Raw genomic sequence first — 18,716 nt, 5'->3', positions numbered from 1 at the left:
CGCTTGCTCGCGGTCCAGTGAACGCGCCCCGGGGCCGGCCGACCAGGTCGCCGGTCACATCTCGGGCGGTCTTTCCGGGGCGAGCAGGCCGTCCAGGGCGCGGACGCGGCGGGCGCAGTCCGCGGCTGCCGCGTGGTCGCCGAGGGCCAGGCGGGAGTCGCGCAGCAGTTCCAGCGCCCGCCGCAGCCCCCGCTGGTCGTCGGTCTCGCGGCGGATGGCGATCTCGGCGGTGACGTGCTCCACCGCGCGGTCGTGCTCGCCGGTCAGCTGGGACGCGCGGGCCATGCTGTGCAGGGCGTGGGCCTGCTCGCGGGTGGCGCCGAGCTCGGCGGCGAGGTCGAGGGCGCGCCGCCCGGTGGCGAGGGCGTCGCCGGCGCGGCCGAGGTCGAGGTGGATGGCGGCGAGGTGGCCGAGGCCGACGGCCTCGCTGTGCCGGTCGCCGACCTCGCCGAGGATGCGCAGGGCCTCCAGCTCCCGCTCCAGGGCCTCCTCGGGGCGGCCGGCGCGGCGCAGCACGGCGGCGAGGGTGTCCATGCCGACGCCGAGGCCGTACCAGTCGCCGCCCGACTCGCGGATGCCGAGCGCCTGCCGGGCGGCGCGCTCGGCCTCCTCGGGCAGGCCGAGCCGCGCGTAGGTGCGGGCCAGGCTGCCGAGCGTCCCGGCCATGCCGCCCCGCGCGCCGAGCCGGTGCCACAGGTCCAGGGCCTCCAGGCCGAGGACGAACGCCTCCTGGTGGCGGCCGAGGCGCCGCATCACCACCGACAGGTGCTCCAGGTCGTTGGCCTCGCCGTGCTGGTCGCCGATCTCGCGCCGGATCTCCAGGGCGCGCAGGAGGTGCTCGCGCGCCTCGCGGTACCGTCCGAGGCGCCAGTGGACGATCCCGATCTGCGCGAGCGCCTCGGCCTCGCCGTGCCGGTCGCTGGTCTCGCGGTGCAGCCGCAGCGCCTGCCCGCAGTAGGTGAACGCCTCGGCGAACCGCGTCGCCTCGCACATGAGCATGCCGAGCGTGGCCAGCGCGCGCGCCTCCCCGTGGCGGGCGCCGAGGGCGCGGTAGGTGCGCAGCGCCTGCTCGGCGTCCTGCTGCGCCAGGTCGCGCAGGCCGAGCGCGGCGTTCATCCGCGCGAGCTCGGTCAGCGCCTGCGCGGCGCCGTGCATGTCGGCGAGTTCCTGGCGGATGGCGAGCGCTTCCAGAGCGTGCGAGACCGCGCCGTGGACGTTGCCTTGGCGGCGGTGGACCTGGGCCACGGTGAGCAGGGTCTCCGCCACGCCGGGTTGGTCGTGGGTCCGGCGGCGGACGTCGAGCGCCCTGGCGGCGTGGTCCAGAGCCGTCTCGTAGTCGCCGAGGCCCAGGTGCGCCCGGGCCAGGATGTCGTGGCCCTTGGCCGTTCCCGCGTCGTCTCGCAGTTCCCCGTGGACGGCGAGGGAGCGCCGGGCGTGGTCGATCGCCGTCAGGTAGCGGCCCAGCGCCACGTGGACGTCGGCCAGGGTGGCCAGGGTGGCGGCCTGCCCGTAGCGGTCGGGCGGGTCGGCGGCCCGGAACCCGCGCCGCGCGTCCTCGCCATAGCCGATGGCCTGGACGGAGTCGCCCAGCTCGAAGTGCGCCATCGCCAGGTTGTGGAGCATGACGGCGGCAGCCGCCCAGTCCTCCTCGGTGCGGGCGGCGTGCAGGCCCACCTGGTGGACGGCGATGCTGTCCTCGCTGTAGCGGCGGAACTCCTGGAAGTCGAACAGCGCGTCGGCGAGCTCCCAGCACGTGCGGTGCAGGCCGAGCCGGGCGGCCTGGTGCACCGCGGCGACCAGGTTGCGGCGCTCGGCCTCGAACCAGGCGAGTCCGGCCGCGCGCTCCGCGGCGGTGGACGGACGCCCGTGCGCCTCCCCCGGATGCGTCCGGGGACGGGACCGCGCCGCCATGGCGTGGCCCGCGCGGCGCGCCTCGGCGAGGTAGCCGGCCAGGAGCCGCCGCTGCGCCGCCTGGAGCTCGCCGTCGGAGTCCTCGCGCAGCCCCCGTTCGCGGGCGAAGTCGCGCAGCAGGTCGTGCATCCGGTAGCGGTCGGGCCCCACGTCGTGCACCAGGTAGGCCTGGCGCAGGCCCTCCAGGCATTCGCGCGCGTCGCCGACCGTGCCGTCCAGCAGGGCGGCGAGGGCGGTGGGCGTGAAGTCGGGGCCGGCGACCAGGCCGAGCCTGCGGAACGCCTCGCGCTGCCCGCGGCGCAGGCTCCGGTAGGCGACGTCGAACGTCGGGCTGAGGACGGCCAGCAGCGCCGTCCCGGACGTTCCGGGCGCCGCGCCGTCGCCCAGGCCCGCCCCCGCGAGGCCCGGCCCGTACGGCGCGGCGTCCCGGACGTCCCGGGCCGCCAGTTCCCGGACGGTCCCGGCGATCGACTCGCCGGGGTTCTCGGCGAGCCGCCCGGCCATGACGCCGAGCGCGAGCGGCAGGTGGCCGCATTCGCGGGCGAGCCGCTCGACCGCCTTGTCCTCCTCCCTGAGGCGGGGGTCGCCCGCGCCGAGGACGTTGGAGATGAGGTCCACGGCCTCCTGCGTCGCCATCTCCCGCAGTTCCAGGGTCCGGACGTCGGCGCCTTCGAGCAGGGCCGGCAGCCGCCGCCGGCTCGTCACGACCACCAGCCCCGAGGCCATCGCCGCCAGCAGCGGCCTGATCTGCTCGGGCCGGGCGGCGTTGTCCAGGATCAGCAGCATCCGCCGGTCGCCGAGCAGGGACCGGCACTGCGCCGCCAGCTCCGCCTCCGTCCTCGGGACCTGGTCGCCGGGCACGCCCGCCGCGCGCAGCACCTGCCCCATCGCCTCCGCCGGGGTGACGGGGCTGCGGGACGTGCCGCGCAGGTCGGCGAACAGGACGCCGTCGGGGAAGCGGTCGAGGACCCGGTGCGCCCAGTGGAGCGCCAGCGTGGTCTTGCCGACGCCCGCCATGCCCTGGACCACGACGGCGCGCGGCCACACCGACTGGCCGACCAGCAGGTCGAGCTTGCCGAGGCTGACCGCGCGTCCGGCGAAGTAGGGGTCGTCGGCGGGGAGGCGGACGGCGGGCGGCCGGGCCGGCGCCGCCAGGCGCACCGGTTCGCGCGCCGCGATCCCGGCGCCGTCGTCCGGCTCCCGGGCCCGCTCGGGCGCCCGCTCGGGCTCGGCGGCCGGCCAGTCGTCGCCCCAGGGGCTCGCGGCGCGGCGGAGCCGTTCGACGTCGAGGACGGTCAGCGGGCGGGCCCGCCGGTCGAGGATGCCCTTGGCCCGCCACGTCCGGAACCAGCGCACCAGCGTCTCGCGGGAGATCCCCGCCCAGTTGGCCAGCTCCGCCTGGCTGAGCCGCAGGGGGATCCGCGTGCCCTGGCCGGGGGCGGGCTCGCCGAACCGGTGCGCCAGCTCCAGCAGGTGGTAGGCGAGCCGCTGCGGGTGGTCCGCGGCCCGCACGGCGTGCCGGCGGCCGCCGTAGGTGACGCTCTCGGAGACGGCGTGCATCATCGCCTCGGCGACCTGCGGGCTCGCCGCCAGCAGGCTGCGGAACTTGCCGCGGTCCACGCGCAGCGCCGTGACGTGGTCCAGCGCGGCGACCGTGGCGCGCTGCGGATGCCCCCACGGGCCGAGGACTCCGACCAGGTCGCCCGCCCCGAACAGGTCGATGATCGACTCGTCGCCGTCGCTGGAGTCCACGAACTCCTTGGCGACCGCGTTGCTCGCGGCCCGCGGCGACGCCTTGAACACCACGTAGACGGCCGGCGCGACCGTCCCCTGGTGGCACAGCATGCCGCCAGGCGGGATGTCGGCGCGCCGTCCCATGGCGCGCAGGGCCTGCCGGTCGGTGGGGGCCAGCCGCTCCCAGAAGCTGCCCGGCCGGACGCCCGGCCCGTCGCCGATCATCCGGTCGCCCTCCCGCCGCGGCGCGCCCCCGGCGGCGTCCCGCGCTGCCGCGCGGGACGGAACGCGGTCGTCACCGCCTCACCGCCCTTCCGGGGTCGGACCTGATCTTCCGGTTCCCATGGTGCGGGGAGAAGGCGGGAAAGTCCGTCCGGCGGCGCACGGTTCGGCTGCGTCTGGTGACTCATTCCAGGCGCGCACCCCGAGCGCGGGTGATCGCGGGAGCCGATGATGGAAGATGGTCTTCGAACGAACGACGGGGAGGACGCATGACCTACACCGGTAACGCCGAGGCGGGCGGGCGTCCGGACGTCCGGGAGCTGCCCGGGCTGCGGGTGACGAAGGTGGCGGTCGGCCCGTACGACAACAACGCCTACCTGCTGCGGTGCACCGCGACCGGCGAGCAGCTGCTGATCGACGCGGCCAACGAGGCGCCCCGGCTGCTGGAGCTGATCGGCGACGGCCCCCTCGCGCGGATCGTCACCACGCACCGGCACGAGGACCACTGGATGGCGCTGAGCGAGGTGGCGCGGGCCACCGGCGCGCCGGTCGTCGCCCATCCGCGCGACGCCGGGCCCCTCCCCGAGCCGGTCGCCGAGCCGGTGGAGCACGGCGACACCGTCGCGGTCGGGCAGGCGTCCCTCGACGTCATCCACCTGCGCGGCCACACGCCCGGCTCGATCGCGCTCCTCTACGACGCGGGCGGCGAGCTGGCCGACCGCCCGCACCTGTTCACCGGCGACAGCCTGTTCCCCGGCGGCGTCGGCAACACCTGGGGCGACCCGACGCGCTTCCGGCAGCTGCTCGCGGACGTGGAGGAGCGCGTCTTCGACCGCCTCCCCGACGCCACCTGGTTCTATCCGGGGCACGGCAAGGACTCGACGCTCGGCCGGGAGCGCCCCTCGCTCCCGGAGTGGCGCGCCCGCGGCTGGTGACGCTCGCGGCCCGGCCGGAACAAGTGGCGGGGGACGTTCGTTTGCCCCAACACACTTCCCGGCCCGAGACCAGGAGTCGACCATCCCCCCACCTCACGAGGCGGATCCAGGACCCGCGCTGCGCTACCCGGCGGGTTCGCTGGTGCTCGTCGCCGGCCTGCCCGGCTCCGGTAAGAGCACGCTGCTCAACCGCCTGTACGGGCTGCGCGGCGACGAGACGGCCCCGGTGCGCGCCGGGGACGTCCGGGTGATCGACTCGCGCCAGTCGCGCAACTGGTGGGCGCGGTTCCTCGGGCCGCTGCCCGTCCGGCTGCGGACCCCGATCGTCCAGAGCACCCACGTCTGGCGCATCGGCCGCGCGATCGTCGCCGGGCACGGCGTCGTCGCCCACACGCGCGGCACCTGGCCGCACATCCTGCACGGCTTCGCCTGGCTGGCGCGCCGCCGCGGCGGGCGGCTGCACCTGATCCTCATCGACGTCGCGCCGGAGACCGCCCGCGCCGGCCAGTACGCGCGCGGCCGCGTCGTCGCCGCCGCCCTCTGGACGCGCCACTGCCGCCGCTGGCGCCCCCTGATCGCCCGAGCCCGCAGCGGCGCCCCCCTGCCGCCCGCGGCCGGCGTCACCGTCCTCGACCGCGACGCCGCCGACAAGCTGCAGGCCATCCACTTCAGCTGAGCTCGCCGAACCAGCGCACGATCCGGGCGGTGCCCGCGAGGTTGGAGCCGAGGTGGCGGGAGCCGCCGTAGAGCCGGTCGCCCACCTCGACGACGGGCACGGCGGCGCCGCGGTCCCGGAACCGCGCCGCGCAGTGGTCGGTGTTGGCGGTGACCGCCTGCTCGTCCCCGGCCATCGCGTAGAGGCGGACCGGGACGCGCGGGGTCCAGGCCGTGCAGACCTCCGCGTCCACGCGCAGGGCCTCGGCGAACGATCCGGAGGGGTGGCGCAGCAGCGCGAGGCCGCGCGGGGTGAGGAGTGCGCCCAGCGTGTCCGGGAGGCCGTCGAGCATGACGCGCCCGGGCGTCGTGCCGTCGAAGTACTTCTCGACGCGTGCGGCATAGGGCTCGCGGAACAGCTCCGAGGGGTCCTCGTAGATGCCTCCGTGGACGCGGTTCCAGGAGGTGAGCAGGTACGACGTGTACGCGACCGCCATCTTAGGAGCGATGTCCCCGCGCAGCAGGGCGGGCAGTTCCGCGCCCCGGAAGTCGTAGGCGCCGCTGATCGGGGCCACCGCGCGCAGGCGGAAGTGCGGGTCGGCGCCGCCCTGCAGCGCCCGGGCGAGGCCGAGCGCGGACGAGGCGCCCTGCGAGAAGCCGGTGACGAAGACCCGGCCGTCGAGGACGCGCCCCGCCCGCGGGGTGAAGTGACGCGCCGCGCGGAGCATGTCGAGGGACGCGCTCGTCTCGGACGGCACGTCCTTCCACGGATGGACTCCGGGTCCGAGCCCCAGGCCGAGGTAGTCGGGCGCGACCGCCGCGAACCCGGCCGCGGCGTAGGTGACGGCCGCTCCGGGCCCCCAGACGTCGTCCGCCGTCGAGGGGGCGTCGGGCTTGTAGCTCATGGTGCCGTGCGTGTACGAGACCGTCGCGAGGCGGCGGTCGCGGCTGCGCGGCAGCACGACCAGGCCGCTGGCGGTCGTCGCGCGGCCCCGGGCGTCGACCGTCCGGTAGACGAGCCGGTAGGTGTCGACGCCGTGGCGGACGGACGCGGTGTCGAAGTCCTCGGACGCGAGCCAGGCCCGGACCTGGTCGGCCGACATGGCGGCGAGGTGGGTGGCGGAGACCAGACGGCCTCGTGCGGCGTTCGGCTGGGCGACGGGCGCCGCCCGGTGCTCGGCGGTCGGGCGCTCGAACACCCCGGCGGACGCGGCGGAGACGCCGGCGGCCGTGATCGCGGCGGCGGCGAGCGTCCCGGCGGTGAGGCGGGTGAGGGTGCTTGTCATGGCGGCGAGCATCGCGCCCGGCCGCCCGGGTCCGCGTCGCCCCCGCAGGTGATCTCGTGCCCGCTACCTGAGAGGGTCCCCCGGCCGGATGGGGAGGAGGGCGGGCGGGGGCGTGGGTAGGGTCGGGGGAGGTCGAGACGACGAGAGGCGGCAGTATGGCGCAGCAGGTACGCGGGGTCGTCGCACCCGGCAAGGGTCAGCCGGTGCGGATCGAGACGATCGTCGTCCCGGACCCGGGGCCCGGCGAGGCGGTCGTCGACGTCCAGGCGTGCGGGGTCTGCCACACCGACCTGCACTACCGCGAGGGCGGGATCAACGACGAGTTCCCGTTCCTGCTCGGCCACGAGGCCGCCGGGGTCGTCGAGTCGGTGGGCGAGGGGGTGACCGAGGTGGCGCCCGGCGACTTCGTGATCCTCAACTGGCGCGCGGTGTGCGGGCAGTGCCGCGCCTGCAAGCGCGGACGCCCTTGGTACTGCTTCGACACCCACAACGCCGCCCAGAAGATGACCCTCCAGGACGGGACGGAGCTGTCGCCCGCGCTCGGCATCGGCGCGTTCGCCGACAAGACCCTCGTCGCGGCCGGGCAGTGCACCAAGGTCGACCCCGCGGCGCGGCCCGAGGCCGCCGGGCTGCTCGGGTGCGGGGTGATGGCGGGGCTCGGCGCGGCGATCAACACCGGCGGGGTCGGGCGCGGCGACTCGGTCGCGGTCATCGGCTGCGGCGGCGTCGGCGCGGCGGCCGTGCTCGGCGCCCGGCTGGCCGGGGCCGCCCGGATCATCGCCGTGGACCTGGACGAGCGCAAGCTCGCCACCGCGTCCTCCCTCGGGGCCACGCACACCGTGAACGGCGCGGAGAAGGACGTCGTCGCGACGGTGCGGGAGCTGACCGGCGGGTTCGGCGCGGACGTCGTCATCGACGCGGTCGGCCGCCCCGAGACCTACGAGCAGGCCTTCAACGCCCGCGACCTCGCCGGGACGGTGGTGCTGGTCGGCGTGCCGACCCCGGAGATGAGGCTGGAGCTGCCGCTGCTGGAGGTGTTCGGGCGCGGCGGGTCGCTGAAGTCGTCCTGGTACGGCGACTGCCTGCCGTCCCGCGACTTCCCCATGCTCATCGACCTCTACCTGCAGGGCCGCCTGGACCTCGACGCGTTCGTCTCCGAGACGATCCCGCTGGACGGCGTCGAGGCCGCGTTCGAGAAGATGCACCGCGGCGACGTGCTGCGCTCGGTGGTGGTGCTCTGATGGCCCGCGGATCCGGGGAACTGCGCGTCGACCGCCTCGTCACGTCCGGGACGTTCTCGCTGGACGGCGGGACGTGGGACGTCGACAACAACGTCTGGATCGTCGGCGACGACAGCGAGGCGATCGTCATCGACGCCGCGCACGACGCCGAGGCCATCGCGGCGGCGCTCGGCGACCGCCGGCTGGTGGCGATCGTGTGCACGCACGGGCACGACGACCACATCGACGCGGCGCCCGCCCTGCGGGCCCGCACGGGCGCGCCCGTCCTGCTGCACCCGGACGACCTGATGCTGTGGAAGCAGCGGCACCCGGACGCCTCGCCCGACGGGGAGCTGTCCGACGGGCAGGTCGTCACGGTCGCGGGCACCGGCCTGACGGTCCTGCACACGCCCGGCCACAGCCCCGGCGCGGTGTGCCTCCACGCGCCCGACCTGGCGACGGTGTTCTCCGGCGACACCCTGTTCAGCGGCGGCCCCGGCGCGACGGGCCGGTCGTTCTCCGACTTCCCGACGATCATCGCCTCGATCCGGGAGCGGCTGCTGACGCTCCCGCCGGAGACGACCGTCCGCACCGGGCACGGCGACTCCACCACCGTCGGCGCGGAGGCCCCGCATCTCGAGGAATGGATAGCCCGCGGCCACTGACCGGGATAGTGTCCCCGGTGGCGGACAGCCGTCCACGGCCGGGAGGGTGCGATGCGGCGCAGGGCACCGCTGGCGCTCCTGCTGTGCGGGGCGGTCGCGGGCTGCGGCCAGAGCGCGCGCGGCGCGGACGTGCCGGCGCCGGCCGTGCCGCCGCCGACCGCGCCGCCCGTGTCGGCCTCCGCGCCTCCGGCGAGCCCTCCTCCCCCGGCCGGCGTCCCCGCGACCGGCGAGCCCGTGCCGCTCGGGCGGGTCGCGGGGTGGCGCATCACCACGTACTACACGGCGCTGGAAAGCCTGTACGACGGCGAGCGGAAAGCGGTGCGCGGCTGCGCCCGCTTCCACTGCTCGCGCGGGAAGACCCCGCTCGGCTCCTATCCGAAGGACTTCCTCAAGGTCGTCCAGACCGAGGGCAGCGGGCGCGTCACCGAGGGGCCCGAGCGGGGCCGGTACCTGAACTGGTCGCACAGCGTCGGCTTCTGGCTGGACGACACCACCCGCGACTCGCGGGGGCGCCCGCTACGGGCGTGGGCGTCGGCGGCGGCCGACAGGTCCGTGCTGGCGCGGGGACGGCGGTTCGCGATCCTCGACTGCGGTGAGGACGGCGGCGGCCGCGCCGTCGAGGACGAGGTGTGCGCGGCGTTCCGGAAGGCCCGCTGGACGGTCACCGACCTGTTCCGCCCCGGATACGGCGGCCAGAACCACGCCGACGTCTACATCGGCGAGGAGAAGGGCTCGCGGCTGGCCGGGTCGCCGTTCTACACGACGCTGAGCGGCGCCACGCTCGTGGGGTCCTAGGACGTCCCGGACGCGGCGGCGGCTAGGACGGGACGCGCTCGACCGGGCGCGGTGAGGCGAGGCGGGTCGGCTGCGTCCGGCCCCGCAGGGTGACCTCGTCGCCGAGCGACCAGTGCGCCGCCTCGTCCGGTCCCGCCCCGGCGAGGAGGGAGCCCGCCGCCAGCACGCGCTCGCGGGTGGTCTTGGCCATGTCGGTGAGGCGGGCCGCCTCGTTCACCGGGTCGCCGATCACGGTGTACTCGAACCGCTCCTCGGCGCCGATGTGCCCGGCGACGGCCTCGCCCGCCGAGACGCCCACGGCGGCGCTCAGCGCCGGGACGTCCTCGCGCAGCCGGCGGGCCAGCTCGCGGGACGCGGCGAGCGCGCGGACGGGCGCGCCGTCCAGCGCGAGCGGCGCCCCGAAGATGGCCAGCGCGGCGTCGCCCTCGAACTTGTTGATCCAGCCGCCGTGCGCGCCGATCACCTCGACGACCACGGCGAAGAAGTCGTTCAGCAGCCGGACGACCTCGGCGGGCGGCCGGTCGGCCGCGAGCCGCGTGGAGCCGATGATGTCCACGAAGATCACCGCGACCTCGCGCAGCTCGCCGCCGAGGTCGATGCCGCGCTCCACCGCGACGCGCGCGGCGTCCGCGCCGACCTGGCGGCCGAACAGGTCCCGCAGCCGCTCGTGCTCGCGCAGCCCGGCCGCCATGTGGTTGAACCCGGCCTGCAGCAGCCCGACCTCGCTGGCGTCGTAGACGGGGACCTCGACGTCCAGGTCGCCGCGCTCGATCCGGGCGAGGCCGAGCCGCACCGACTCGACGGGGTCGGCGATGGCGCGGGCGGCGCCGTAGGTGACGCCGAGCCCGACGACCAGCGCGATGCCGCCGAGCGCGAGGACGGCGACGGCGAACTCCCGCACGGTGATCCTGGCGATGACGAAGGACCCGATCGCGAGGGTCATCAGCCCGAGGATCGGGACGGCGGTGCCGAGGCCCCAGGCCAGCACGGAACGGGCGACGACGCCGGGCAGCCCGGTCCGGCGCGGCATCTCGCTGCGCAGCGCGGTCGTCACCGCGCGCCGCAGCAGCCGCTCCGTCAGCAGGTAGACGACCGTGCAGGTGGTGAGGCCGCCGAGCAGGCTCGTCAGGCCCAGCTTGACGGCGAGCAGGCCCGAGAAGGGGGCGTTGATGACGACCCAGCCGACCGTCCCGATCCCCCACAGCGTCAGGTGCAGGGCCATCAGCCGCAGCGGCCCGTACAGCAGCAGGGAGCGCTCGTGCCGGTCGGGTTCGTCGTGCCGTTCGACCATGCGCCGGACGCGGCGGAAGAACCGTTCGCCGAGGATGAGGCCGACCGGCACCGCGGCGGTGACGTAGAGGGTGAAGACGACCAGGTTGACGAGCCGGATCCGCTCGGACACCTCGCCGACGGGGTCGGGGACGACGACGGCGAACGCGAGCACGACCAGGGCGCCGCCGAGGTTCGCCAGCGCGGTGGAGATCCGCACCAGGACCCTGGCCCGGTGGGCGATCTGGGCCCGGGTGTCGTCCGGGCCGCCGTCGATCAGCCGCCACAGGGGGCCGAGCACGCTGCCCGGCCGGAACCGGGCGCGGGGGGCGGTCTCGGCCCTTTCGGTGTTCATGAGCGAGGAGATTATCTGGTCGAATCCCCACAGACCCCACCGCCGGCGAGCGACCTCGGCGAGGGATCGCTCACTCAGGTGCGGATCGGCTCCAGCAGCCGGTGCGGGTTGCGCAGGAGCATGCTGACCGGGTCGGTGCGGCGGCGGACGCCGGGCCCGGCGTGGATCTCCAGCTCGTCCGGGGCGACGTGCCGCCCGCACGCGGCGCACCCCCCGTCCGGGCCGATCTCGGTCCCGCAGGCGAGGTGGACGAAGACGCGGCACGGCTCGGCGGACAGGTGGTCCTCCGCCCAGCGGGCGAGGGTGTGGACGACGGGCCACAGCTCCTTGCCCATCTCCGTCAGCACGTAGTCGTGGCCGTCCTTGACGAGGACGCCGGCGTCGACCAGCGACTGCAGCCGCGCCGACAGCACGGCGCGGGGGATGTCCAGGTGGACGAGGAAGTCGCTGAAGCGGCGGACGCCGTAGAAGGCGTCCCGGACGATCAGCAGCGTCCAGCGCTCCCCGACGACCTCCAGAGCGCGGGCCAGCGAGCAGTCCTGCGCCGCGTAGTCCTTGCCGAGTGCCATGCCACCACAGTACCCACCCGGGGGTTCATTGATTGAACTCTGCCGTGCTACCGTCACCCCATTCAGTTCGTTCAATGAACTTGGAGACCGCATGACGACCCTGGCGACCCCCCGCGCCGCGCGCAGCGCGCCCGGCACCGCCGCCGCGCTGACGCTGCCGGCCGCCGCCACCCTCCTGGCCCTGATGAACTACTGCGCCCCCGCGGCGACGCTGGCCGACACCGCCCGCGGGCTTCACGCCGGGGCGACCGCGCAGATCTGGCTGATGAGCTCGATCAGCCTCGGCCTCGCGGCGGCGCTGCTGGCCGCGGGCAGCCTCGCCGACGACCACGGGCGCAGGCGCGTGTTCGTGATCGGCGCGGTGGCGCTCGCCGTCTCCAGCGTCGCGTGCGCGCTCGCGCCCAACGCCGCGGTGTTCATCGCGGGCCGCGTCGCGCAGGGCGCGGCCAGCGCCGCCCTGCTGGTGACCGGACTCGGCATCGTCGGCGCCTCGTTCCCGCCGGGTCCCCGGCGGGCGCGGGCCACCGGCCTGTGGGGCGCGATGGTCGGCCTCGGCATCGCGCTCGGCCCCATCGCCGCGGCCGGGCTGACCTCCGCCGGCGGCTGGCGGCTGTGGTACTGGGCCACGGTGGCCGCGTCCGCGGCGCTCGCCGCGGCGGCCTCCCGCGCGCTCACCGAGTCGCGGGCCGAGCGTCCACGCGGCGTGGACGTGCCGGGACTGGCCACGATGAGCCTCGGCGTGGCGGCGCTGGTGGCCGCGATCACCTGGGGCCGCACCGGCTGGACGTCCCCGGGCGTCCTCGCGCTGTTCGCCGCCGCGGCCGTCCTGCTGTCCGCGTTCGTCCTCGTCGAGTCGCGGCGGCGGGAGCCGATGGTCGAGCTCGCCCTGTTCCGGCGGCCGGCGTTCCTGCTGTCGGTGACGGGGGCGCTCGTCACCGGGCTCGCCGTGATCGGGGTCATGACCTACCTGGCGACGATGATGAGCCTGGTGATGGGCCTGTCCGCGATCGCGGCGGCGCTGGTGCTGGCGATCTGGTCCGGGCTGTCGTTCGTCGTCGCCCTGCAGGCCCACCGCCTCCCGGCGCGGCTGCCCGTCCGGCGCCTGCTCGCCGCCGGGTTCGCGCTCGCCGGCGTCAGCGAGCTCGCGCTGGCGGCCCTGGCCCCGGACGCGCACTGGTGGCGGCTCGTGCCGGGCCTCGCCGCCGCCGGCGTCGCGAGCGGCCTGACCAACGCGATGCTCGCCCGGCTCGCCGTGGAGAGCGTCCCCGCCGACCGCGCCAGCATGGGGGCGGGCGCCAACAACACCGCCCGCTACATCGGGGCGTCGCTGGGCGTGGCGATCGTCGGGGCCGTCGCGACGGGGTTCGGGCACGACGCGGCCTCGCTGGCGCACGGCACGAACGTCGCGATGGTCGTCTCGGCCGTCGCCGCGCTCGCCTACGCCGTCCTCGCCCTGGTCATCCGCGACCGGGCCTCCTGAACCCGGCTAGGCGAGCTCCTCGACGAAGGCGGCCAGCTGGGTCAGGTTCCGGCACTCGTACATCGGGACCAGCTCGCCGTAGCGGGACGCGGCCGAGTCGCCGGTGTCCCACTGGGAGCGCGGCTCCGGGTTGAGCCAGTACGCGTGCCGGGCCCGGTCCGCCATCGACCGCACGATCGGCAGGGACAGCTCCCCGTAGTTGGACCGGGCGTCGCCGAGGATCAGCAGGGACGTCCTCGGGGTGACGGCGTCGCGGTACTTGTCGTCGAACACCTTGAAGGCGTGGCCGTAGTTGGACCGGCCCGTGATCCACACGAGGTCGGCCTCGGCGGCGAGGCGGGTCATCGCGCCGGTGACGTCCGCGCCCGGCGCGAAGTACTTGGTGATCTCGTCGGTGGCGTCGATGAAGGCGAACGCGCGGACCTTGGTGAACTGCTCCCGCAGCGCGAACGTCAGCAGCAGCGTGAAGTGCGCGAACGCCGACACCGAGTCGCTGGCGTCGCACAGCACCACCAGCTCGGGCCGGTGCGGGCGCCGCGGCCGGTGGTGGGTGGTGAGCGGCACTCCCCCGCTGGACAGGGACGCGCGGACCGTCCGGCGGAAGTCGAGCCGGCCCCGCCGCCCGTGCCGCTGCTTCTGGACGAGCCGGGTCGCCAGCCTGCGCGCCAGCGGGTAGACCTCGCGGCGCAGCGCCTCCATCTCGGCGCGGGTCGCGCCGGCGAAGTCGAGCCGTTCCAGCGGGGGGCGCACGGCGATGCGGGCGGTCCGCTCGACCCCGGTGTCCTCGGCGATGCGGCGCCGCACCTCGCCCGCGACGAGGCCGGAGAACCGGGAGATGCGGTCGCGGAACGTCCGGCGCGCGACGCGCTCGGCCATGCCGCCGCGCTCCCGCCCGGCCAGGACCGACTCCAGCAGCCGCGCCATCAGGGTCTCCGGCGACAGCGCGCTCATCACGCCGGAGGAGAACCACGACTCCTGCCCGGGCGTCCGGCCGTACTCGGCGACGGCCAGCCGGGCGAACCGGCGCAACCCGGCGTCGTCCCCGGACAGGAGCAGGTCGGCGAGCTCCTCCCTGCGCCGCTGCACCCGCGGGTCGAGCGCCGCGGGGACGGGCCTGCCGTCGTCGTCGACCGTCCTCGCCGGGCGCTCGGGGTCGGGCGCCGCTCCCGCGCCGTCCCCGACGGCCGCCGGGAACCACAGGTCGAAGAGCGTGTCGAACGTCGCGCGGTGCTGGGGCCGCTTGACGACCGTCGCGGCGTACGCGGCGCGCAGCGACTCCCGGTCGAGCAGGTCGACGGCCCGCACGGCGCGCACCGCGTCCAGCCCCTCGGCGACCGACACCGGCAGCCCGGCCCGCCGCAGCTCCGCGACGAACCCGGTGTGCCGGTCGACGAGTGAGGCCATGTCAGCCGCTCAACCCGAGTTCCTTGGCGGCGCGCTCCTGGTCGGAGGCGTGCTTGAGGACGACGCCGAGGGTGCGGCCCACGGCGGCCTCGTCCAGGTCGTCCAGGCCGAGGGCCAGCAGGGTGCGGGCCCAGTCGACGGTCTCCGCGATCGACGGCGCCTTCTTGATCTCCAGGTCGCGCAGCGTGCCGACGGTGCGGACGAGCTGCTCGGCCAGCTCCGCCTCGATGCCCGGCACCTGCGCGAGGACGATGTCGCGCTCCCGGTCGGGCGCCGGATAGTCCAGGTGCAGGTAGAGGCAGCGGCGCTTGAGCGCCTCCGACAGCTCCCGCGCCGCGTTCGAGGTGATCAGCACGAACGGGCGGCGGACCGCCGCCACCGTCCCGAGCTCGGGGATCGTCACCTGGAAGTCCGACAGCACCTCCAGCAGCATGCCCTCGACCTCGACGTCGGCCTTGTCCGCCTCGTCGATGAGCAGGACCGTCGGGTCGCTGCGGCGGATCGCCGCCAGCAGCGGCCGCTCCAGCAGGAACTCCTCGGAGAAGATGTCGTCGTGGGTCTCCTGCCAGGCCCGGTCGGCGGGCGCGGCCTGGATCGCGAGGAGCTGCTTCTTGTAGTTGAACTCGTAGAGCGCGCGGGCCTCGTCCAGGCCCTCGTAGCACTGCAGGCGGATCAGCTCCGCGCCGGTCGCCGCCGCCACCGCCTTCGCCAGCTCCGTCTTGCCGACCCCCGCCGGCCCCTCCACCAGCAGCGGCTTGCCGAGCGCCTGCGCCAGGAACACCGTCGTGGCGATCTCGTCGTCGGCGAGGTAGCGGACGCCGGCGAGCCTGCGCCCGGCGTCGGCGGGTGAGGCGAACATCGCGTCGGTCATTCCTTGCCCTTCCGCGCGGCGGCCTTCTTGTAGGTCTGGTTGGTCCCGGCGAACACGAGCGACGCCTTGTCCTCGCTGAGCGCGACGCCCCAGTAGGACGCGGTCTTCGGGTCGCCGCCGTTCCACGAGAAGCGGTACCTGCCGCCGCCCTCGGGGATGGCCGAACCGCTCCACAGCTTCTGCCGGCCCCGCACCCACACGCCGCTGCCGTCGGCCTTGAACTGGAAGTAGTCCTTGGCCGCGCCGACCCAGCGTCCCACCAGCGGCTTGACGTCGGCGGCCCGCACCGCCGGCAGCGGCGCCAGCGTGGTGGGCGGAGCGGACGGCGCGGCGTCCGCGGCCTGCTTCTCACCGCCGCCGCATCCCGCGAGGGCCAGCCCGGCCGCGGCGGCGCAGGCGGCGAGGGCGGTCGAACGGGCCCGCACTGTCACGGGGACCTCCGGATTTCCTGGGACAAGAGCGGAATCCTACCTGCGCGTCCGCTCACACCTGAGGGGTAGCCGCCACATGGCACCGGGGAGTGACGCGGCAGCCCTCCCCGCCCGCCTATAACGGTGTCATGACGACCCCACGACTGCCGCGCGACGACCTCACGGCGGCCATGGCGGCCCGGCGCGAGCTGGGGCCCGACTATGACGACGCCTTCATCGAGACGGTCGTCGACCGCATCGAGGAAACCCTTGACGCCCGCGCCGCCGCGCCGCGCTCCCGCCGCCGCGCCCCGGCGCCCGAGCCGCGGCACGGCGACCGCGACCACAGCCTGGCCATGGCGGTGCTGTCGCTGCTCGCCGCGATCCCGCTCAGCGCGATCGCCGTCGTCAACGCGGGCCTTCCCGGCCTCCTCATCGCCCTGGCCGGCATCGTCATCGTCAACTTCACCTACACCTTCCGGCCGCGCTGACCCAGGGGGGCGACCCCCTGGAACCCCCGTCACGAGCCGGGCGATCCTCACGCCACTGTGCGGCTCGTCGTGCCCGTGCGGGTGGGTCGGTGTCGCTCCGGTCGCCCGGCTCGACGGGCAGGCGCGTTGCGCTCGCTGCGCTCGCTCCACGCGCCTGCCCGTGGCCGGGGGCTGAGGTTCCTGCCCGTGGCCGGGGCTGGGGGTCGTGGTCGTGGGGTTACTTGCCTGGTTCGGGGTCGCGGGGGAGGCCGAGGATGCGTTCGCCGATGATGTTGAGCTGCACCTCGGTGGTGCCGCCGTAGATCGTCATCGCGCGGCTGAACAGCATGGCGCGGCCCACGATGCCGCTCTCGGCCATCGGGACCTCGGTGGCCGCGGCCGCGCCCTGCGCCGCCCAGCAGTGGTCGGCGACGTCCTGGTTGAACTGGACGCCGAGCAGCTTGCGGACGCTGGCCTCCGCGCCCGGCTCCACGCCGTTCAGCTGCTTGAGCGTGGTGCGCAGGCCGAGCAGGTCGATCGACTGGCCCTGGGCGACGAGCCTGCCGACCTCGGCGGCCGCGACCGCGTCCAGCTCCCGGTTCGCGAAGAACCGCAGCAGCTCGGGGACGCCCATGCCGAGGCCGCCGCCGGTCGACAGCGACACCCGCTCGTTGGACAGGGTGTTGCGCGCGACCTGCCAGCCCTGGTTGACCTCGCCCACCACCCGGTCGTCGGGGACGAAGACGCCGTCCAGGAAGACCTCGTTGAACAGAGCGTCGCCGGTCAGCTCCCGCAGCGGGCGGACGTCCACGCCCTCGGACGCCATGTCGACGAGGAAGTAGGTGATGCCGTCGTGCTTGGCCGCGGCGGGGTCGGTGCGGGCGATGCAGAAGCCCCACTGGGCGTGCTGGGCGAGCGACGTCCAGATCTTCTGGCCGGTGAGCCTCCAGCCGCCCTCGACCCGCTCGGCCTTCATCGACAGGGACGCCAGGTCCGAGCCGGCGCCCGGCTCGGAGAACAGCTGGCACCACACGATCTTCCCGCGCAGCGTCGGCCGCAGGAACCGCTCCTTCTGCTCGTCGGTCCCGTAGCGGACGAGCGAGGGCACCAGCCAGGCGCCGATCCCGAGATTCGGCGTCTTGACCTTGGCGGCCCGCAGCTCCTGCTGGATCAGGATCTGCTCGACCGGCCCGGCCTCGCGCCCCCACGGCCTGGGGAAGTGCGGGACGGTCCAGCCCTCGTCGCCGAGGCGCTCGGCCAGCGCGTCCTTGTCCTCGATCGCGGCCAGCTCGGCGATCTCGGCGCGGATCCGCTCGCGCAGCGGCTGGGCGTCCTCGTCCAGCTCCAGCACGACCTCGCGGCGCCCGCCGTCCAGCGCGAGCGCGGCGACCTTGGCGGCCCAGCCCTTGGACGGGCCGAGCAGCGCCCGCAGCGTCAGGGCGCGGCGCAGGTAGACGTGGGCGTCGTGCTCCCACGTGAAGCCGATGCCGCCGAGGATCTGGATGGCGTCGCGGGCGGTCTGCACCCCGGCGTCCACCGCGATGACGGCTGCCACGGCGGCGGCGAACCCGGCCTCCTCCGTGCCCTCGTCCAGGGCGCGGGCGGCGTCCCAGGCGGCGGCGCGGGCCTGCTCCAGGGCGATCAGGCTGCGGGCGGCCTTGTGCTTGACGCCCTGGAACTGCCCGATCGGGCGGCCGAACTGCTCGCGGACCTTCGCGTACTCGGCGGCGGTCGTCACCAGCCACCCCGCCAGGCCCGCGGCCTCGGCGCCGAACAGCGCGGCGGCCAGGTCCCGGACCCGGCCGGCGGTGAGGCCGTCCAGGACGCGGTCGGCGGCGACGGAGGCGCCGGAGACCTCGACGGAGGCGACGCGCCGGACCCGGTCCAGGCTCGGCACCGGGGTGACGGCGAGGTCGGCCGCGTCCAGCGCGACCCACTGCTCGCCATCGTCGACGGCGACGGGCAGCACGAGCACGTCGGCGAGCGCGGCGCCGAGCACCGTGGCCGCCGTCCCCGACACCACGAGCGCGTCGCCCTCGCGGCGGCCGGTCAGCTCGCCGTCCAGCGCGACGGCGGCCGTCCGCGACCCGTCGGCGAGGCCCGGGAGCAGGTCCGCTCGCAGCTTGGCGTTGCTGGAGGCGTCGATGACCGTGCTGGCGAGCACGGTCGGCAGGAACGGGCCGGGCGCGGCCGCGCGGCCCAGCTCCTCCAGCACGACCGACAGCTCCAGCAGGCCGAAGCCCTGCCCGCCGTGCTCCTCGTCCAGGTGCAGGCCCAGCAGGCCCTGCTCGGCGAGGGCCGGCCAGAACCCGGGCCTCGTCTCCTCCTCCGCGTCCAGCGCGGCCCGGACGGCCGTCGCCGGAATGTTGCGCTCGGCGAAGCCGCGCACCGAATCGGCGAGCGCCTCATGCTCCTCGGTCAGCCCGATGGCCATGCGTCAACCCTCTCTCGACCCTTTTGACCGAG

The 18,716-nt window shown here is 75.4% G+C and carries 15 protein-coding genes; 7 read left to right on the top strand and 8 right to left on the bottom strand.

All coding sequences use genetic code 11. The features are described 5' to 3' along the window. Nucleotides 1–54 precede the first annotated feature (54 nt). Complete coding sequence (locus tag AB0C87_RS28220; RefSeq protein ID WP_360580344.1) at nucleotides 55–3,870, bottom strand: tetratricopeptide repeat protein; 3,816 nt, start codon at nucleotides 3,868–3,870, stop codon at nucleotides 55–57. A gap of 266 nt (nucleotides 3,871–4,136) precedes the next feature. On the opposite strand from AB0C87_RS28220, the gene AB0C87_RS28215 reads away from it, so the two are divergent. Beyond that, the gene (locus AB0C87_RS28215) at nucleotides 4,137–4,802 is read left to right on the top strand and encodes an MBL fold metallo-hydrolase (protein ID WP_360580342.1); all 666 of its coding nucleotides are present in this window, start codon (nucleotides 4,137–4,139) and stop codon (nucleotides 4,800–4,802) included. Between the two features lie 142 nt (nucleotides 4,803–4,944). After that, nucleotides 4,945–5,478 (top strand): GTPase domain-containing protein, encoded by a 534-nt coding sequence (locus AB0C87_RS28210; RefSeq protein ID WP_345184298.1) that lies wholly within the window; start codon nucleotides 4,945–4,947, stop codon nucleotides 5,476–5,478. On the opposite strand, the gene AB0C87_RS28205 is transcribed toward AB0C87_RS28210, so the two are convergent. Then, complete coding sequence (locus tag AB0C87_RS28205) at nucleotides 5,471–6,742, bottom strand: hypothetical protein (RefSeq protein ID WP_360580340.1); 1,272 nt, start codon at nucleotides 6,740–6,742, stop codon at nucleotides 5,471–5,473. The genes AB0C87_RS28210 and AB0C87_RS28205 overlap by 8 nt on opposite strands. Before the next feature lie 155 nt (nucleotides 6,743–6,897). On the opposite strand from AB0C87_RS28205, the gene AB0C87_RS28200 reads away from it, so the two are divergent. Genes AB0C87_RS28200 through AB0C87_RS28190 form a run of 3 tightly spaced genes read left to right on the top strand, consistent with a single transcriptional unit; the run spans nucleotide 6,898 to nucleotide 9,422 of the window. Further along, the gene (locus tag AB0C87_RS28200; RefSeq protein WP_353834415.1) at nucleotides 6,898–7,983 is read left to right on the top strand and encodes an S-(hydroxymethyl)mycothiol dehydrogenase; all 1,086 of its coding nucleotides are present in this window, start codon (nucleotides 6,898–6,900) and stop codon (nucleotides 7,981–7,983) included. Beyond that, nucleotides 7,983–8,627 carry an MBL fold metallo-hydrolase gene (locus tag AB0C87_RS28195; RefSeq protein ID WP_345184291.1) on the top strand — a complete coding sequence of 215 codons (645 nt, stop codon included), beginning with the start codon at nucleotides 7,983–7,985 and terminating at the stop codon, nucleotides 8,625–8,627. The genes AB0C87_RS28200 and AB0C87_RS28195 overlap by 1 nt, the downstream gene beginning before the upstream one ends. 51 nt (nucleotides 8,628–8,678) lie before the next feature. Beyond that, nucleotides 8,679–9,422, top strand: a complete 744-nt coding sequence (locus tag AB0C87_RS28190) for a hypothetical protein (protein ID WP_345184288.1) — start codon at nucleotides 8,679–8,681, stop codon at nucleotides 9,420–9,422. A gap of 22 nt (nucleotides 9,423–9,444) precedes the next feature. On the opposite strand, the gene AB0C87_RS28185 is transcribed toward AB0C87_RS28190, so the two are convergent. After that, nucleotides 9,445–11,046, bottom strand: coding sequence for an adenylate/guanylate cyclase domain-containing protein (locus tag AB0C87_RS28185; protein ID WP_353834413.1), 1,602 nt, complete (start codon nucleotides 11,044–11,046; stop codon nucleotides 9,445–9,447). Nucleotides 11,047–11,120: 74 nt separating this feature from the next. Then, nucleotides 11,121–11,615 (bottom strand): helix-turn-helix domain-containing protein, encoded by a 495-nt coding sequence (locus AB0C87_RS28180; RefSeq protein WP_345184284.1) that lies wholly within the window; start codon nucleotides 11,613–11,615, stop codon nucleotides 11,121–11,123. A gap of 91 nt (nucleotides 11,616–11,706) precedes the next feature. Between AB0C87_RS28180 and AB0C87_RS28175 the strand changes: the two genes are divergently transcribed. Continuing rightward, nucleotides 11,707–13,095, top strand: coding sequence for an MFS transporter (locus AB0C87_RS28175; protein WP_360357654.1), 1,389 nt, complete (start codon nucleotides 11,707–11,709; stop codon nucleotides 13,093–13,095). A 6-nt stretch (nucleotides 13,096–13,101) separates the two neighbouring features. On the opposite strand, the gene AB0C87_RS28170 is transcribed toward AB0C87_RS28175, so the two are convergent. The 3 genes from AB0C87_RS28170 to AB0C87_RS28160 are packed head-to-tail and all read right to left on the bottom strand — an operon-like array spanning nucleotide 13,102 to nucleotide 15,801. Next, nucleotides 13,102–14,499, bottom strand: a complete 1,398-nt coding sequence (locus tag AB0C87_RS28170) for a VWA domain-containing protein (protein WP_360580336.1) — start codon at nucleotides 14,497–14,499, stop codon at nucleotides 13,102–13,104. Between the two features lies 1 nt (nucleotide 14,500). Beyond that, complete coding sequence (locus AB0C87_RS28165) at nucleotides 14,501–15,370, bottom strand: MoxR family ATPase (protein ID WP_345184277.1); 870 nt, start codon at nucleotides 15,368–15,370, stop codon at nucleotides 14,501–14,503. Continuing rightward, nucleotides 15,367–15,801 carry a hypothetical protein gene (locus AB0C87_RS28160; RefSeq protein ID WP_345184275.1) on the bottom strand — a complete coding sequence of 145 codons (435 nt, stop codon included), beginning with the start codon at nucleotides 15,799–15,801 and terminating at the stop codon, nucleotides 15,367–15,369. The genes AB0C87_RS28165 and AB0C87_RS28160 overlap by 4 nt, the downstream gene beginning before the upstream one ends. Before the next feature lie 128 nt (nucleotides 15,802–15,929). Here AB0C87_RS28160 and AB0C87_RS28155 point away from each other — a divergent pair, with 128 nt between their 5' ends. Beyond that, on the top strand, nucleotides 15,930–16,271 hold the full coding sequence (locus tag AB0C87_RS28155) for a hypothetical protein (protein WP_345184273.1): 342 nt from the start codon (nucleotides 15,930–15,932) through the stop codon (nucleotides 16,269–16,271). Between the two features lie 217 nt (nucleotides 16,272–16,488). Here AB0C87_RS28155 and AB0C87_RS28150 read toward each other — a convergent pair whose 3' ends face one another. Further along, a complete protein-coding gene (locus tag AB0C87_RS28150) occupies nucleotides 16,489–18,684 on the bottom strand; it encodes an acyl-CoA dehydrogenase (RefSeq protein WP_360580334.1) in 2,196 nt (731 codons plus the stop codon). Nucleotides 18,685–18,716 lie beyond the last annotated feature (32 nt).

The sequence above is a fragment of the Actinomadura sp. NPDC048021 genome, assembly GCF_040653135.1.
Lineage (GTDB): Bacteria > Actinomycetota > Actinomycetes > Streptosporangiales > Streptosporangiaceae > Spirillospora > Spirillospora verrucosospora.
This window is presented reverse-complemented; position numbering and strand designations above follow the sequence as displayed.

Bases quoted from the DNA above. Each gene is read 5' to 3' on its own strand.
- AB0C87_RS28220 (WP_360580344.1), bottom strand. From the start codon at position 3,870: ATGATCGGCGACGGGCCGGGCGTCCGGCCGGGCAGCTTCTGGGAGCGG.
- AB0C87_RS28215 (WP_360580342.1), top strand. From the start codon at position 4,137: ATGACCTACACCGGTAACGCCGAGGCGGGCGGGCGTCCGGACGTCCGG.
- AB0C87_RS28205 (WP_360580340.1), bottom strand. From the start codon at position 6,742: ATGACAAGCACCCTCACCCGCCTCACCGCCGGGACGCTCGCCGCCGCC.
- AB0C87_RS28200 (WP_353834415.1), top strand. From the start codon at position 6,898: ATGGCGCAGCAGGTACGCGGGGTCGTCGCACCCGGCAAGGGTCAGCCG.
- AB0C87_RS28195 (WP_345184291.1), top strand. From the start codon at position 7,983: ATGGCCCGCGGATCCGGGGAACTGCGCGTCGACCGCCTCGTCACGTCC.
- AB0C87_RS28190 (WP_345184288.1), top strand. From the start codon at position 8,679: ATGCGGCGCAGGGCACCGCTGGCGCTCCTGCTGTGCGGGGCGGTCGCG.
- AB0C87_RS28185 (WP_353834413.1), bottom strand. From the start codon at position 11,046: ATGAACACCGAAAGGGCCGAGACCGCCCCCCGCGCCCGGTTCCGGCCG.
- AB0C87_RS28180 (WP_345184284.1), bottom strand. From the start codon at position 11,615: ATGGCACTCGGCAAGGACTACGCGGCGCAGGACTGCTCGCTGGCCCGC.
- AB0C87_RS28175 (WP_360357654.1), top strand. From the start codon at position 11,707: ATGACGACCCTGGCGACCCCCCGCGCCGCGCGCAGCGCGCCCGGCACC.
- AB0C87_RS28170 (WP_360580336.1), bottom strand. From the start codon at position 14,499: ATGGCCTCACTCGTCGACCGGCACACCGGGTTCGTCGCGGAGCTGCGG.
- AB0C87_RS28165 (WP_345184277.1), bottom strand. From the start codon at position 15,370: ATGACCGACGCGATGTTCGCCTCACCCGCCGACGCCGGGCGCAGGCTC.
- AB0C87_RS28155 (WP_345184273.1), top strand. From the start codon at position 15,930: ATGACGACCCCACGACTGCCGCGCGACGACCTCACGGCGGCCATGGCG.
- AB0C87_RS28150 (WP_360580334.1), bottom strand. From the start codon at position 18,684: ATGGCCATCGGGCTGACCGAGGAGCATGAGGCGCTCGCCGATTCGGTG.